Source organism: Chitinophagales bacterium, assembly GCA_041392475.1.
In the GTDB taxonomy this organism is placed as follows: Bacteria; Bacteroidota; Bacteroidia; order Chitinophagales; family UBA2359; genus JAUHXA01.
On the sequence record JAWKLZ010000002.1, the window covers coordinates 2,285,713 to 2,301,308 of the forward strand.

Annotated in this window: 15 protein-coding genes; 6 read left to right on the forward strand and 9 right to left on the reverse strand. The window is 38.2% G+C overall.

The window, feature by feature from the left end; all coding sequences use genetic code 11:
• Window positions 1–1,263: a hypothetical protein gene (locus R3E32_22485; GenBank protein ID MEZ4887518.1), complete on the forward strand. Its 1,263-nt coding sequence runs from the start codon at window positions 1–3 to the stop codon at window positions 1,261–1,263.
• Window positions 1,264–1,427: 164 nt separating this feature from the next.
• Here the strand turns inward: R3E32_22485 and R3E32_22490 are convergent, their stop codons facing one another.
• From R3E32_22490 to R3E32_22520, 7 genes are all read right to left on the reverse strand, one after another.
• Complete coding sequence (locus R3E32_22490) at window positions 1,428–1,847, reverse strand: GNAT family N-acetyltransferase (GenBank protein ID MEZ4887519.1); 420 nt, start codon at window positions 1,845–1,847, stop codon at window positions 1,428–1,430.
• Complete coding sequence (locus tag R3E32_22495; protein MEZ4887520.1) at window positions 1,844–2,569, reverse strand: retron system putative HNH endonuclease; 726 nt, start codon at window positions 2,567–2,569, stop codon at window positions 1,844–1,846. The genes R3E32_22490 and R3E32_22495 overlap by 4 nt, the downstream gene beginning before the upstream one ends.
• 2 nt (window positions 2,570–2,571) lie before the next feature.
• Complete coding sequence (locus R3E32_22500; GenBank protein ID MEZ4887521.1) at window positions 2,572–3,894, reverse strand: AAA family ATPase; 1,323 nt, start codon at window positions 3,892–3,894, stop codon at window positions 2,572–2,574.
• Window positions 3,895–4,038: 144 nt separating this feature from the next.
• Window positions 4,039–6,312, reverse strand: coding sequence for an aconitate hydratase (locus R3E32_22505; GenBank protein MEZ4887522.1), 2,274 nt, complete (start codon window positions 6,310–6,312; stop codon window positions 4,039–4,041).
• A 259-nt stretch (window positions 6,313–6,571) separates the two neighbouring features.
• Entirely contained in the window at window positions 6,572–7,441 is an 870-nt protein-coding gene (locus R3E32_22510) for a hypothetical protein (GenBank protein ID MEZ4887523.1), read from the reverse strand.
• On the reverse strand, window positions 7,389–8,147 hold the full coding sequence (locus R3E32_22515) for a UDP-2,3-diacylglucosamine diphosphatase (protein ID MEZ4887524.1): 759 nt from the start codon (window positions 8,145–8,147) through the stop codon (window positions 7,389–7,391). The genes R3E32_22510 and R3E32_22515 overlap by 53 nt, the downstream gene beginning before the upstream one ends.
• Window positions 8,148–8,385: 238 nt before the next feature.
• Window positions 8,386–8,877, reverse strand: a complete 492-nt coding sequence (locus R3E32_22520) for a DUF6495 family protein (protein MEZ4887525.1) — start codon at window positions 8,875–8,877, stop codon at window positions 8,386–8,388.
• A 431-nt stretch (window positions 8,878–9,308) separates the two neighbouring features.
• Between R3E32_22520 and R3E32_22525 the strand changes: the two genes are divergently transcribed.
• From R3E32_22525 to R3E32_22535, 3 genes are all read left to right on the forward strand, one after another.
• On the forward strand, window positions 9,309–9,524 hold the full coding sequence (locus tag R3E32_22525; protein ID MEZ4887526.1) for a hypothetical protein: 216 nt from the start codon (window positions 9,309–9,311) through the stop codon (window positions 9,522–9,524).
• Complete coding sequence (locus R3E32_22530) at window positions 9,508–10,068, forward strand: transposase (GenBank protein ID MEZ4887527.1); 561 nt, start codon at window positions 9,508–9,510, stop codon at window positions 10,066–10,068. Before R3E32_22525 ends, R3E32_22530 begins: the two co-directional genes overlap by 17 nt.
• 257 nt (window positions 10,069–10,325) lie before the next feature.
• A complete protein-coding gene (locus R3E32_22535; GenBank protein MEZ4887528.1) occupies window positions 10,326–11,510 on the forward strand; it encodes a glycosyltransferase in 1,185 nt (394 codons plus the stop codon).
• Between the two features lie 58 nt (window positions 11,511–11,568).
• Here the strand turns inward: R3E32_22535 and R3E32_22540 are convergent, their stop codons facing one another.
• On the reverse strand, window positions 11,569–14,334 hold the full coding sequence (locus R3E32_22540) for a GEVED domain-containing protein (protein MEZ4887529.1): 2,766 nt from the start codon (window positions 14,332–14,334) through the stop codon (window positions 11,569–11,571).
• 44 nt (window positions 14,335–14,378) lie between these two features.
• On the opposite strand from R3E32_22540, the gene R3E32_22545 reads away from it, so the two are divergent.
• Together R3E32_22545 and R3E32_22550 are read left to right on the forward strand one after the other, a co-directional pair.
• The gene (locus tag R3E32_22545) at window positions 14,379–14,537 is read left to right on the forward strand and encodes a hypothetical protein (protein ID MEZ4887530.1); all 159 of its coding nucleotides are present in this window, start codon (window positions 14,379–14,381) and stop codon (window positions 14,535–14,537) included.
• 11 nt (window positions 14,538–14,548) lie between these two features.
• On the forward strand, window positions 14,549–14,800 hold the full coding sequence (locus R3E32_22550) for a hypothetical protein (GenBank protein MEZ4887531.1): 252 nt from the start codon (window positions 14,549–14,551) through the stop codon (window positions 14,798–14,800).
• On the opposite strand, the gene R3E32_22555 is transcribed toward R3E32_22550, so the two are convergent.
• Window positions 14,785–15,558 (reverse strand): geranylgeranylglyceryl/heptaprenylglyceryl phosphate synthase, encoded by a 774-nt coding sequence (locus R3E32_22555; GenBank protein MEZ4887532.1) that lies wholly within the window; start codon window positions 15,556–15,558, stop codon window positions 14,785–14,787. The genes R3E32_22550 and R3E32_22555 overlap by 16 nt on opposite strands.
• Between the last annotated feature and the right edge of the window lie 38 nt (window positions 15,559–15,596).

The following is a 15,596-nucleotide window of genomic DNA, read 5'->3' on the forward strand; positions in this document are numbered from 1 at the left end:
ATGGATAGCACATCAATTCAATGGTCATTTAGTCAAAAACTAGGTTTTCGGTTTGCATTTTGTTTTGTGCTACTGTTCATTTTTTCACTGCCGTTTCCCAATACCTTTTTGCCGAATGTAGGTGGTTATTTGCAGCCATTTTTTGAAGGACTGATCAAGTGGTTTGGAGATAATATACTGCAAATCAAACAAATTTATACATTCCAATTGATTTCCGACTCAACGGGAATGTACATTCATACTTTGCTATTGCTGCACATTGCAGTCGTCATTGCAATTGTTTGGAGTGTTTTAGATTCAAAACGAAATCACCTCATCTTAGCCTATTGGTTTCAAGTTTTCATTAGTTATTATCTGGCTTTTCAACTCTTCAAATACGGATTCAACAAGGTTTTTAAGCTGCAATTTTACTTACCCGAACCCAATATTTTATACTCCAATGTAGGGAGTTTGTCTCGTGATATTTTGTATTGGAGTGTGATGGGGGCTTCGTATTCCTACACCGTTTTTGCAGGTATTTTGGAGTTGATACCCGCTTTTCTGTTGTTGTTTCGGCGCACGAGATTGTTGGGGGCTTTGATAGCTTTTGGAGTGTTGGTCAATGTGGTGATGATTAATGTGAGTTTTGACATTTCGGTCAAAATATTGAGTAGTTTTTTGTTGCTTTTATCCATCTTGATTATCCTTCCCGATTTCTCCAATTTGTGCCGCTTTTTTCTTCAAAACCAACCCATTCTCACGAAACCTTACGCAATTAATTACACGACTAAAAAACAGTTTCTGGTATATTCCATTGGCAAATCTTTGGTCATTTGTTTATTGCTTTTAGATGTGTTGTTGCCTTACTTCAAAGCCAACAATTTCAACGATGATTTGGCTGCCCGACCTTTTTTGCACGGTGCTTATGAGGTGAAAGTATTTGCGGTAAATCACGATACCATTCCTGCATTATTGACCGAACAATACCGTTGGAAACGCATTTTCGTTCACCGAGAGGGCTATTTCATTGCAGAAAATATGCAGGAAGAAATGCAGGATTTTCCGCTTCAAGTCAACACTTATTCCAAGCAGATGACATTGAAGGAAAAAAGTGGACAACAGCTTGTTTTTGAATACAATTATTCCTCTACAGATAGTATTTTGAAATTGAAGGGTATTTTACAAAACGATACGATTCACATTGAAGCCCAACAAATTAATTTGCAGCAATTGCCACTTCTTCAAAAACAAACGAATTGGACGATAGATGATTATTTTAGGTGAGTTTGCTCAATAGCATCGGACTTTGAAGATCAATAATATTTAACAAATTATGCATTACATCTTTTCACTGTAAAAAAAACATTGCTATGAAGGTATGGTCTATAAGAGGCTTAGTGGTTTTTAATCCATTGCTAATCCTTAAAGGTAAGTAAGGCTCGTTAGAATCAGCTATTTTCAAGTTTCGCAAAAGAGACCAATTTACCTTTATCACAAGATTGGAAACCAAGTGATTCATAAAATCCCCTTGTTTCTTTGTTGTCATCGGTTAGCAAGACTTTTTGCCTGATGTGGCTAAAGTTTTCGAGCATTTGTTTCATCAGCAGAGTACCAATTCCCCGTCTTTTGTAGGCCTTCAACACCAAAATATCTTGGATGTAGGCGATGGTGAATCCATCTCCTATCACCCTTATCAAGCCGACTAATTCGTCTTTTTCTTTTGCAATCAGGACATAGAGTGAGTTTTTGATGGCGTTTTCCAATTGTTCTGGATTCTGCGTGTAGGCAGTCCAGCCTGCATCATTGTAGAGCTTCAAAAGGGCAGTTTGAGGGATTTGATTGGTTTGTTGGTAGGTAATTGGGGTCATGGGAAAAACTGTTTGAGCATCGAAAAAAAGGCAGGCAGCTTTTCGGCAGTTTTGTCTAAAAATGCTTCTACATCAAATTTTTCTAATATCCTTGCATTGATGTCATCTAACTGATTGATTCGCAACTGAATGAGATTTTTGTTCTGCAAATCCAACAAATCAATCATGTATTTTGCCTTTTGTTGATCTATTTGGTTTCGGTCAGTATTTGGAGCGATATTTCCTTCAAAATCGTATTCAAAGAAGTTTTCAATATCGGCGATTTCAATTGGATTCAAAAACAGGCCTTCTTCAATTCCTTGTTTTTGCCCCAACTCCCCTTTTGTATGTCCACAAAAATCTTCAATGACTTCTGGTTCTTCAATACTACAATCAAATCCATTGCAGGAAACCGATAGGTTTTTGTGTTTAAAGGTTAGGTGTGCGTGAAGGTTGCGCTCTTTGATGTGTTCGATATGAGAATAAGCTATTGGGTTTTCTAACTTTTCTGGAATGGCTTGTTGGCAGTAAATACACAAACCCTGTTGTTCATTCAGCAAATGGCTGTGCAAAGTGATTTTAATTTCTCCTCCTTCTCGTGATTGTGTGAATTTTTTCCAAGGCGTTTTGAGCTTGCTTCTTTTCTTGCTTTGAAGGTAAGTTTGCACATAGTTCTCTAACTTCTTTTTGACCACAAACGCTTCAAAATCATCACAAACGTTTTTCTTTTCAATGTGCCTCATGACTATGCGGTTTGCTTTTTTCGTTTGCGTTCTAAAAGTAATAGCTGGTTTTGAAGGCGCATAATATAAGGGTCTTTTCGCCCCAAATCTAAGGTTAATTCTTCAATCAATGCTTTTGCTTCAATGCTATCGAATTTTTCGGGAGTCAATAAAGTACGCAATTCGTCTATTTTTTCTTGTGTTTCTACATCTCTCAAGCTCTCTAAACCCATGATTTCCTGCAATACCCGATTGGGTTCTAAGCCTTTGGTGGGTTGGTCAGTTTTGCCCATGTTGATGACTTCTACTTTTTGGGTTTCTTCATTGATGGCAAGCAAGAAAAGGCTTTCGGGTTTGACAGAAGCGATGATATGAGGGGAATGAGTAGCGAGGAATACTTGGTTGTTTTTTCCTATGTTATTGTAAAATTTTGCCATTCGACTTTGCCAACTTGGGTGTAAGGAATCTTCTGGTTCATCTACTAAAATAATGCTATTTTTTATATTCAAATGATGAAGATAAATTCCTCTATAATACAAATGTTTTTCTCCACTTGATAAATCCTCAATTTTAACTTGTTCTTTATTTACGGTTTTAAATATGACTTGATTTGTTGAAATATCTTTAATCTTAGTATTGACATTAATTCCTGACAATACTTTATTGTAATTTTCAATCTTTTTCTCTATAATATCATTTGCAGGTCTATTTCTATTTTGTAAAATATCTTCTAAGACATCTTCTATCACATATTTTTCAATTATATTTTTATGAATTTGGAAATCTAATTTTCTTAAAAGTGCATTGTCTTGTTGATTAATTTTTGCTTCTAAATCCTCTTTTGGGTTATTTTTGTAACTATTATTTTGAGAGAAAAAGTATTTATCATCGTTAATGTACGTTTCAGAAGGAATAAAGTAACATCTAAAAACAGATGGTTCTGGTAATTTATTTTGACTACTTAATTTCAAGAAATGATAAAAATCATTTTTACCACTATGTTTATCAAAAGTAAACTTATAAAACCCTGTAATTTCATTTTTTAAACTTAAAATTTTATCTGCAATTGCTTCGCCATGTATTGATTCAATGAATGATGTGTGAATTTCAAGAACCATTTCTACTTTTTCACAACTAAATAATTCTGAAATCATTGATGGCACACTATAGTTTTCTAACTTATTTGAAAAAACATCACCAATCAATTTTAGCAAAGTAGTCTTCCCACTCCCATTTACCCCCGCCAATACAATCGTATCCAAAGTATTGCCGTCCTTGTCTGTAAAGTCAAACTCTACATCGTCAAATACTTTGTAGTTCTTTATTTTAAGTCGTCGGATTTTCATAGAGATTCATTATTTGTATGCTCAAAATAGCTAAAAACTTCCAAAATAAAAAGAGCTTCCTCCAATCATTGAAGAAAGCTCTTTTAGCGAAAACCAATTGAAGTGAGAAAACAAAAGTTTCTAAAACTTTTGTTTTCTAGCTGCTTACGCCAATCCGCCCTCTTCCCGAATTTTATTCAAAGCAGAACCTGCTACAAACCAGCCAATTTGTACATCGTTGTAGGTGTGTTTCACTTCAAAGCTATCACTTGTACCGTCTTTGTGGTTCAACACAACCGTCAGGTTTTTGCCCGGTGCGAACTCGGTTAGACCCAATATGTCCACGCTATCGTCTTGACGAACCAAATCGTAGTCAGCAGGATTCACAAAGGTCAAAGCCAACATCCCTTGTTTCTTCAAGTTGGTTTCGTGGATACGAGCAAAAGATTTGACAATCACAGCTCTTGTCCCCAAGTGACGGGGTTCCATTGCAGCGTGCTCACGAGAAGAACCTTCTCCCAAGTTTTCTTCACCAAAAATCACTGTGCCAATACCAGCAGCTTTATACACCCTTGCGGAATCAGGTACCCCCATAAATTCATCCTTCAAAGTATTGTAAACCTTGTTTGTCAATTCATTGAAGTAGTTGATAGCTCCTGTATAGAGGTTGTTGGAGATATTGTCTAAGTGACCACGGAAACGCAACCATGGACCAGCCATTGAGATGTGGTCGGTGGTACATTTTCCTTTGGCTTTGATAAGCAACTGAAGGCCTTTTAAATCTGTTCCTTCCCAAGCTGCAAAAGGAGTCAATAACTCAATTCGCTTGGAGTCGGGATCTACTTTTACTTCTACCTTGCTACCATCTTCGGCAGGAGCTTGATAGCCTCTATCTTCCACATCAAAACCTCTTGTTGGCAACTCATCACCCGTTGGAGGATCGAGCAAAATTTCTTCGCCGTCCGCATTGGTGATGGTATCAGTTAAAGGATTGAATTTCATGCTACCTCCCAACACCATTGCAGTCACTAATTCGGGCGATGCTACGAAAGAGTGCGTCAATGGATTTCCATCGTTTCTTTTCGCAAAGTTTCGATTGAAGGAGGTAATGATAGAGTTCTTTTTGTTGGGGTCTTTGGTGTGTCTTGCCCATTGTCCGATACATGGCCCACAAGCATTTGCCAATACGACACCGCCTATTTTTTCGAGTACGTCCAATTGACCGTCTCTTTGAACAGTGAAGCGAACTTGCTCAGAACCGGGGGTAATGGTGAATTCAGATTTAGCAATTAATTTTTTGTCAATTGCTTGTTGTGCGATGCTTGCAGCACGATCCAAATCTTCATAAGAGGAGTTGGTACAGCTACCAATCAAACCGACTTCCAATTTTTCGGGATAGCCATTTTCTTCAATTGCTTCCGCCAATTTGGATATGGGCCATGCCAAATCAGGTGTGAAAGGGCCATTGACATGAGGCTCTAAGGTAGAGAGGTCAATTTCAATCAGTTGGTCGTAATAGTCTTCTGGATTTGCTTCAACTTCTGGGTCGGTCTGCAAATGCTCCAAAACGGTGTTGGCTAAGTCTGCCAAATCTGCACGATCTGTAGAGCGTAAGTATCTGTCCATTGCATCACCGTATTCAAAAATTGAAGTAGTCGCTCCAATTTCTGCACCCATATTGCAGATAGTTCCTTTACCTGTACAAGAAATTCCTCTTGCACCAGGCCCGAAATATTCTACAATAGCACCTGTTCCGCCTTTTACAGTCAGAATACCTGCTACCTTCAAAATTACGTCTTTGGCAGAAGTCCATCCGTTTAGTTCACCCGTCAATTTCACACCGATTAGCTTGGGCATCAACAGTTCCCACGGCATTCCTGCCATAACATCTACTGCGTCTGCACCACCTACTCCAATGGCAACCATACCCAAACCACCTGCATTTGGGGTGTGTGAATCTGTCCCAATCATCATGCCTCCGGGAAAAGCATAGTTTTCAAGCACTACTTGATGGATAATTCCTGCACCTGGTTTCCAAAAACCTAATCCATATTTGTTAGAAATGGAAGCAAGAAAATCATAGACTTCTTTGTTCACATCTATTGCAACTTCCAAATCTTCATCTGCACCACTTTTGGCTTGAATCAAGTGATCGCAATGGACTGTTGAAGGAACGCCAACTTTTGGTTTACCTGCCATCATGAATTGAAGCAATGCCATTTGAGCTGTTGCATCTTGCATCGCTACACGGTCAGGAGCAAAGTTCACATAATCTTTTGCTCTTCCGTAAGGCTCACTGGGCATATCTTCCCAAAGATGGGTATAGAGAATCTTTTCGCTCAAAGTCAAAGGGCGGTTCAACTTTGCACGTACTTGGGCAATTTTACCAGGCAATTTATCATATACTGCCTTAATCATATCTAAATCGAATACTGCCATATCTTGTGGATTGAATATTGATTATAAAATATTGTTGTTTATTCGTTGAAGGCAAATATAATCAATTTTCAGTGAGCAATGAATTGAAAAGGGTAATAGCTTTGATAGCGTATATTTATAAGGCAGGATCCAAAGGTAAAATGAAGCCATCGAAGATTTTAGAGGGATGAAACTTTTGAAGTTTATTCTTGCAGATATGGAATGTTTGAAAATCACTATTCTTTCAAAAGAAAACTTCAAAAGTCCTTGATATCGCAGTTTACAAAGTTCTGGAATACAACTTTAATTCTTTTTCTCCCAATAAAAACAATTGACCACGTTCGATATTTATGGCATTGGAGCCAACGGTATTTGGTATATTCAAAGCGGTGATTTCTTTGGTGAAAAAGTCATAGACCATCACTCGGCCATCAAAAAAATACACAATCTTGTCGTTAATGATTTGAAAAGAATCCAAGTTTTCGGCTTGTAGGCTAAAATTGGGAATAGATGTATAGTAATTTCCAAATACATCAAAAACGATGATACCCATATTGGGTATGCCTAAAAATACCAATTGCCCTTCTGCAATGGTGCGCTCAATAATGAAATTGGGATGTACCTCTTCGCCCACCAGTTGTTGAATATCCAGACTTTGGTAAACGAGTTCGTAGTCGTGATTGATTTTTTTCAACCGGTGTTCATCCTCGTCATATATCCAGATATAGTTGTCGTTTGACAAAGCTGCTGCTGAAATGTTTTTGATTCCGATGTTTGAGAATTTATACAAACGGCGGGTATTCAAGCGCATATCGGTGGTGACAGCGGTTGCGAAATCCTTGAAGAAAATCAATACATTGAAGGGGCTGGTCGCATCTACTGAAGTAGGAATACCAAACTTACTTTCACTAAAACTACCGACCAGATTACCAATTGAATCGTATTTCATCACCTGATTTCGGTCGGTAATCACATAGGAATTTTTCAAAAAATCGGTGGTCATGAATTTTCCTTCTACAGGAACTGTACTGACTAACTGATAGTTATCGTCATTGGCATACGTAAATGCCAAAAACGCTCCTACCACCAAACACAAACTAACTGCCTTCAAAATAGCAGAGTTGTAAATTTTGTCCATCAAATTGTGCATAAGAATTGAATTTTATCCAGTCACCTAAGTTGACATAACGGCTTTTATCGTTCAGTCGTATGTCTAAGGGTATATGTCGGTGTCCGAAAATAAAGTAATCAATATCGGGGTTTTGTTCGAGCTTTCTTTTTGAATACAGAACGAGCCATTCTTTGTCGTCGCCCCAATATTTGTCTGTTGGTTTTTCTTGTCCACGACTTTTGCGAGAAAAGTAGTTGGCAAGACCAATGGCAAAATTGGGGTGAAGGCGTGCGAATAGCCACTGACAAACTCGGTTGGTGAAGACTTTTTTGAGCATTTTGTAGCCCTTGTCGCCTGGCCCCAAGCCGTCGCCATGACCAATAAAGAAAGTTTTACCGCCGATTGTTCGAGTGATAGGTTGGTAATATACAGGAATGTCTAATTCTTGTTGAAAGTAATCGAACATCCAAACATCGTGGTTGCCTGTAAAAACCGAAATTTCTACGCCCATGTCCTTCAATTCGATGAGTTTGCCAAAAAAACGCAAATAACCTCTGGGTACTACGGTTTTGTATTCAAACCAAAAGTCGAATAAATCGCCTACCAAAAACAAATCACTTGCATCGTATTTTATACTGTCAAGCCACCTCACAAATCGTTTTTCACGTACTTTGCTGGCTTCAAGTGTAGGCGTGCCTAAGTGTAGGTCAGAGGCAAAATAAACTTTTTTTTCGGCAATAGCCATTCAGAATTAAAATTAAAATGACCATGAAAATCAACAGATATTGTAGTTTTCATGAGTTTGTTAGGCAATAAGACCATTTAAGCAGGAAATTGACTGCTCATTTTTTCTGTACTTCCTTCCACAAAATTACGGAAAATCTTTGAAGGAAAAACGAAAAAGTGGGGTAGCAATTGCTGTTTTATAAATGAATGAAAATGAATACAAAACAGATTGTCATTGCCATTTTGTTTTCAATTCTTTATGCTGCTCTTTGGCTAAGATGATAGAGTGTGTTGAATTCGATTTCTTTGGTGATGAAACAGCCTGATTCCATGAATTGAAATATTGTCTGCGCTCGATCACTTTCATATACAAATTCGCTGATGTTGAGCTGAATGGATTTCCACATTCTTGCATCAAAACCAGAGAGTAAATTGGAAACAGAGGCATAACGGCATAAATTCAACTCAGTTCCAGCATTGATTTGAAGGTTGATGACGACTGCTTTTGAGTCAAGAAGTTTGTAAACCTTCAATTCTTTGTCGGTACGCTGTTCTAAAAATTCAATTTCATTTAGATTATCTTCCATCACCAAATCACTGAAATCATCTACCAATTTTTGGACATATTTCGGATTGGTTTTTTGTAAATCAGACCATTGAGACGTATCAATGGCATTTTGAGCTAAAAATTGTAGAAACTGAGAGGTGCGGTCCTCAAGTTCTTCATAAGTAAGTCTTCGAAATTTCATAGGCAGTTAATTATTTTTGTGATCAACTTCTCTATCGCTTATTCAGTAGTTTTCTGAATGACTATAAAAGAAGTCAAAATGTTCATTGGTTTGAGTTTAATTTTAATGCATACTTTTACTGGCTGAATAGTGGTTTTAGTGCTTTATTGGTTTCCGCATTGATTGTTTATATTACTTAAACCCACCCCTTACCCCTCCCAAGAGGGGAATTTCCCACTTGGTACAAGTATTCCCCTCCTTGGAGGGGCAGGGGTGGGTTGCGATTTATTCCTTTTTAATGTGACCGAGAAGGGCAAAATCGCCAACGCTATCGTTTTGGTTTACCTGTTAGGGCGCTCAAAAAACAATATCGTAAAATTAGAGCTAAATTATCGGCAGGTTATGAACGGTTTAAGGAATTGGATAGGGATAAGAATAGCCAACTAATCAGCATGATAAAAAGAGCATTGAAACATGGATATGTACCTGATTATGTGTTGTTTGATGCTTGGTTCTGCTGCGAAAAAACATTGAAGGCTATCCGTTTACTTCGACAAGGAGTCATTCACATAGTGGCTGCTTGTAAAATGGGCAATGCCAAATACAACTATTTATCCAAAGAAATGTCAAGCTGGGCAGATTTTAAAAACATTGCGAAAAGTTCATAAACGTAAGCCCAAAAGATGCCGCCTACTTGGGTGTTATTATTATACCGTGGTGGTGGATTATAAAGGTATGGAAGTCAAGTTGTTTTTTGTTAGGTATACTAAACGAAGCAAATGGAGACTTTTACTGACTACCCAAACAAGCCTTCGTTTTACTCAGGCTATGGAAATCTATGCTATTCGATGGTCTATTGAGGTCTTTTTCAAAGAAGTAAAGCAACTTTTAGGTATTCAAAAATGTGCTTCCAGAGATTTTGATGCTCATATTGCTCATACCACTTTAACTTTGATTCAATATGTTATGTTGAGTTTGCATAAACGCTTTTCAGATTATGAAACGATTGGCGGCTTATTCAGAGCTATCAGAGACCAATATATTCAAGCAACGATTGCTCAAAGACTGTGGCAAATCATGATTTCTATTCTCACACGATTGGTTCAAAAGATAGAATGTGATATGGAACTGGTCTTGCAGTTAATTATTCATGACAACGATTTCAGGCAATTATTTTCGGGTATGGTGCAGCTTAAAGTACAAGATGAATAGGAGATAAGCATTTGTTTAGAACCTAAATGGAAAAACATAACTAAGTGGCTTATTTACAATTATTTATAATCTATCAACATCTATAAATATCTTATATTAAAACATAAAAACAATTAACTAACAAATGCTTACTTTTTTAAGTGGCGATGCGAAACTTAAATAAATTGTAAAGGTAATTTTATTGGAGGTTTAAAATATTAAATTAGGCTTACATTCCTGTTATCTTTTCAACAAAAATATGAAACTGCTTCAAAAAAATGAGTTTGATTGGTGAAAAAATAAATATTTTTGAACATAATAATTCTTGTAGGATAGTTGTTGCGCCATTGAATTGGGGGCTTGGTCATGCAACTCGCTGTATGCCTATCATTAATGCCTTATTGCAGAAAGGAGTCACGGTAATTATTGCAAGTGACGGGCGAGCTCTGGCATTGTTGAGGGAGGAATATCCTACCTTACAATACATCGAATTACCTGCTTATGATATTCGATACAGTGGCCATGCACTGGGACTGGTGCCAACGATGCTCTGGCAAATCCCCAAAATTTTGAAGGCCATCAGAACAGAACAAAAAGCCATCCAGCAAATTGTTGAAATAGAAAAAGTAGATGCCATTATTTCGGACAATCGTTATGGTTGTTATTCACCTGCTATTCCTTCTGTTTTTGTAAGCCACCAACTTTTTTTGAAGATGCCTTTTTTTCTTCAATTTTTGGAACCAATGGTTGCCAAAACCCAAATGCGTTTTATTCGTCCTTTTAATCATTGCTGGATTCCTGATTTTTCTCAAAAAGACCAAAGTTTGAGTGGTGATTTGGCACACAAAGAACCTTTAGCTCATGATCGGTTTCGTTTTGTAGGTGCACTTTCGAGGATGCGAAGACAAGTGGAGGAAAAGTTTGTGAATAGAGAGGAGGATAGGGGGGAGATTGGTTCTTTTTTGAAGGAACGTTATGATATTGTTGCAGTATTGTCTGGACCTGAACCACAGCGCACGGTTTTTGAAGAAATGCTGCAACAGCAAGTGTTTCAAACAGATTTGGATGTATTGATAGTAAGAGGTGTGACAGAAAAGCAATCTTTACAGTTTTTGACTGATAGAGTGCAAGCTGTCAATTATTTAGCTGCAAAGGAGTTGAATTGGGTATTGTTGGCAGCTGATGTAGTGATAGCAAGGTCGGGTTATAGTACGATTATGGACTTGGCTGCTTTGGGTAAAAAGGCGATTTTGATTCCTACGCCAGGGCAAACTGAGCAAAGTTATCTATCAGCGTATTTTCAATCGAAGGGTGTTTTTTACTGCACTTCTCAGTCCAAATTTGACTTGAAAACAGCATTGAAGGAAGTGGAAAATTATTCGGGTTTTGGTTTTGAAGTAGCAAAAAATCATTTATTGGAGGATACGATTGAAAATTTGTTAAAAAACAAAACCCCTCACTAACGTAGGTTAGCAAGGGGTTTGTTCATTTAATCTTTAATTTAAGTCTATTTGACTTTCCTTATTGGATGATGATTTGGCGGTTGCTGGTGAATTCACCATCGTTTACTTCCAAGATATAAGTTCCTGCAACCAATTGAGTGACATCCAAAACAGTGCTATTTTGACCTGTTCTTGCCTCTTTTGTTTCTTGTTGCATCATTCTACCCATCATGTCGTAGATTGTAATAGTAGAAGTACCATCTTCTGCTGCAAAGTAGTCGATGTTGAGTACATCTGTTGCAGGCATTGGATAGATGTTTCGGATGTTCATGATTTCTACCAATGGTGAAGCAATTGCATCTTCGTCTTTCTCTTCGTTTTTAGAGCTGCCTGGGTTTACTACATGAATAGTGTAGTCTTCTACCTCTCCGTAGCCAAAGTTTCCACAAGAATTGATGCCATGGTAGCCATATTTCATGGATACTCTCATGCGTGTATTGCCTGTTGCAGCACCTTGGGGAACAGTGACATGACCACTTTGACTGTTGTATCCATATCCTTTATAAACACGCTCTCCGTAATCATTGAAATCACCATCTTGGTTCCAGTCAATCCATACTCTCCATTTCTCGATGTATTGTTTACCGCTAAACGCAGGTGACATGTGCAAGTTGTATGTTTGACCATGCAATACGTCAGTAGACATTGAAGTATAATTGCCATACCCCCCATTGTTGCCACTTGTATTGTTGATAGAGCCAAATTGAACGCTTGCGATGTGTTCATATTTAGTAGAATTTCCTTTTGAGGTGCAATAGCCATCTACTTGGCCACCAGGTTGTCCACCTACTTGACCTCCTGTGATATTCACTGTATAATCTTCTACTTCACCGTATCCAAAATCTTGACAAGTGCTTGGGTAATATCCATATTTCATAGATACTCTCATTCTGGTTTCACCTGTTGCAGCAGAGTTAGGGATGTTGAAGTAACCTGTTTTTTCATAGTAGCTACCACCTTGATATACTTCCTCGCCGTAATCGTCGAAGTCACCATCTTGGTTGAAGTCAATCCATACTTTCCATCTTTCATAGTAGGCATAACCTTTAAACCCTGGTTTCAAAGAGATAGAATAGTTGTTACCTCGTGTCAAATCTGTGCTTTGGTCTGTGTAATTTCCATATCCATGATCATCTCCACTGTAATTGTAAATGTCACCCAATGATACACGCTTGATGTATTCATATTGTGTGCTGTTGCCTTTTGAGGAACAGTAAGCAGCATCTTCTCCTACAGTCACTGTGAGAGTCTCGGTTGTAGATCCGCAAGGGTCACTGTCAGAAACTTCAACAGTGTAAGTGCCTGCTGCAATTCCTGTCAAATCTTTGCTTGTTGATCCATTGTTCCAAGAGAAAGAATAAGGAGGAATTGCTCCTGATACGGTCAAGTTAATGCTACCCGTAGAACCATTGTAAGTAGAATTGACAGTTGTTGCATTTACACCCAAGTCTGGTGATGTTGTATATACTGTTCCAAAACCGCCAAGAATGGTACCGAGAAAGATATTATTAACAGAGTTGTCAAATATGACTCCATTGTTGATAGTGAGAAGACCAGGATTAGAGTTGCCCAAGTTGCCTACTATCAATTTGCCACTATTAGTAAAGCTCATACCACCACCATTCTCAAATCTATCGGCTGCAATCGTTGCACAAGCCTCATTTCTTAGGTTTGCTGTATTGATAAATGTATTTGCTTCAATGTTTCCGCCATATTGATTGACAAAATCACCGCCAAAGCTGAATACATCGTTGGCTACGATGTCCCCTTTATTGGTCATCACACCAGAACCGAAGTTTTGGAATGCTCCTGTAAGATTCAATGAACCTTCATTGAGGAATGTTCCTGTATTTTTAAGATCTACGGTCAAGATAACCGTCAATGACCCTAAGTTGTGGAAAGTACCTCCAACGCCTCCTGTGTTGAGTAATGTTACAGTAGCAACACCTCTTTGTTTGTTCAAGAACAAGCCATAATTGGTCATTTCTTCTGTAGTGATAATCGCATCGTCTTCGTTGGTGAAAGTATGACCTGCGGCGTTAATTAAGTGGTCGCTGACATTGATCTCTCCTCTGTTACTCAAGGCATTTACGTTTGTCCAAACACCCGTCACATTCATTTCACCATCATTGATGGTAGGGCCAGAAGTTCCTAAGTCTGTGTTTGTTGTGAAAATAGCACCTGCCTCATTGGTTAGGCTACCAAAACCGCTGAAGGCGTTTGTGTTAGTTGTACCACCATTGGTAAAGGAAGCATTACCCAAATTGCTGAAATTGTCAAGAACAGTCAATGTACCATTGTTTACAAATGCACCCGCATTGCTAACGGTCTGAATAGTTGCAGTTCCGTTATTCACCATATTGGAAGGAGCATAATAAATGATTGTGCTATTGACGGTAAAACTTCCTTCAATAGTAATTGAGCCTGATACATTGGAGTTTCCGTTGATGGTTAGGCTACCATTTGTGGTGACACTTAGTTCTGCATTGGGTTGAACGTTTAATACTCCTGTGGTAATGTTCGATGCAATAACAGGATAATTAGCTGCATTGTTAGGACTAATACTCACATTGGCACCAGAAACTGGTACTTGTAGGACATCCCAATTCAAAGGATCATTCCAATCGCCTGCTGCACCATTTCCGCTCCAATTTTGGGCAGAAACGAATAAAGAAGAAAGACTAAAAACTAAAAGAAATACTAACTGGTGTGGTTTAAAGAGCATAGTTGAAGTTGTGGGAAGGACAGACTTCGTCCATTCGCCAAAATGTAATTTGTTTCTCATGGCAAAAATTTAAGATTTATGATAAAATTTAATAGTCACTTAAAATGAAATGTAAGGGGAAATTTGTGGGCTTGAATCAATACAAAATGATTGCAGTAGAGAGCAAGCATACTTGCATTGGTTGGCTTCAAATAATTGCCACTTACAAAAAGTATTTGGTGAAGGGGATTGAGGAGTATTTGGATGTTTGGGCTAAAATGTAATAAAAACGGGGATGTTAATTTCAAGAACTATTAAGACAAATTTATTGCCACTTTTGGAATATGTTGCATTTTTAGCCAATTTTTGGGGTAAACTAGATGAAGTTGAAGTAGTGAAAGACAAACTTTTTTTTGCTGCTTGCTTTAATAATAGTATTGTATTTCAGGAAATTATGTCTTATTTAGGTAATTGGTTGAAGAAAAATAAAAAGAGAATTGAAATTGAAATTCAGTTTTGGACTGCAATGGTTCAGGATGGAGATTGAATTGCAGATCTACTAACTGAGTGGACACTTGCCGCCATTTCTTCAATCAATGTGGGGTCTGTTTCCAAAGCATTTCCGACAACAATCAAATCAGCTCCTGCCATACAACTGTTTTTGGCCAATTCGGGAGTGCGGATTCCTCCACCTACTATCAAAGGCACTTCAATTTGACTGCTGACAGCTCGGATCATTTTTTCGGAAACAGGCATAATGGCACCACTTCCTGAATCGAGATAGATGATTTTCATACCCAACATTTGACCTGCTAATGCAGTAGCAACGGCAATAGAGGGTTTGTTGGCAGGAATAGGACTGCTGTTGCTGATATATGAAACCGTGGTCGGTGCGCCACCATCAATCAACATATAGGCCGTCGACATCACTTCAATGTCCATTTTGTGTAAAATAGGTGCAGAAACTACATGGTGTCCAATTAACAATTCGGGATTGCGACCCGAAATGAGCGATAAGAAAAATAGGGCATCCGCTTCGCCATTGATTTGAAGTGGGCTACCAGGAAAAATAATTACGGGAATATTGCAGCTATTTTTGATCAGTTTTATCCAACGAGATAAGCTATTGTCCAGCACCAAACTTCCGCCTACAAAGAAGTAATCTACGCCTGCATCTACGGCATGACGTACCATTCGTTCCACCTTTTTTTGATTCACCTTGTCCGGATCAATCAAGGCAGCTATTTTTTTGCGACCCTGCTGTTTGCCTGTTGTCAAACTGTTATATACCAGCTCTGCTCTCATATAAACGGTTTTGACAAAAGTACGCTTTTTTTAGGCAC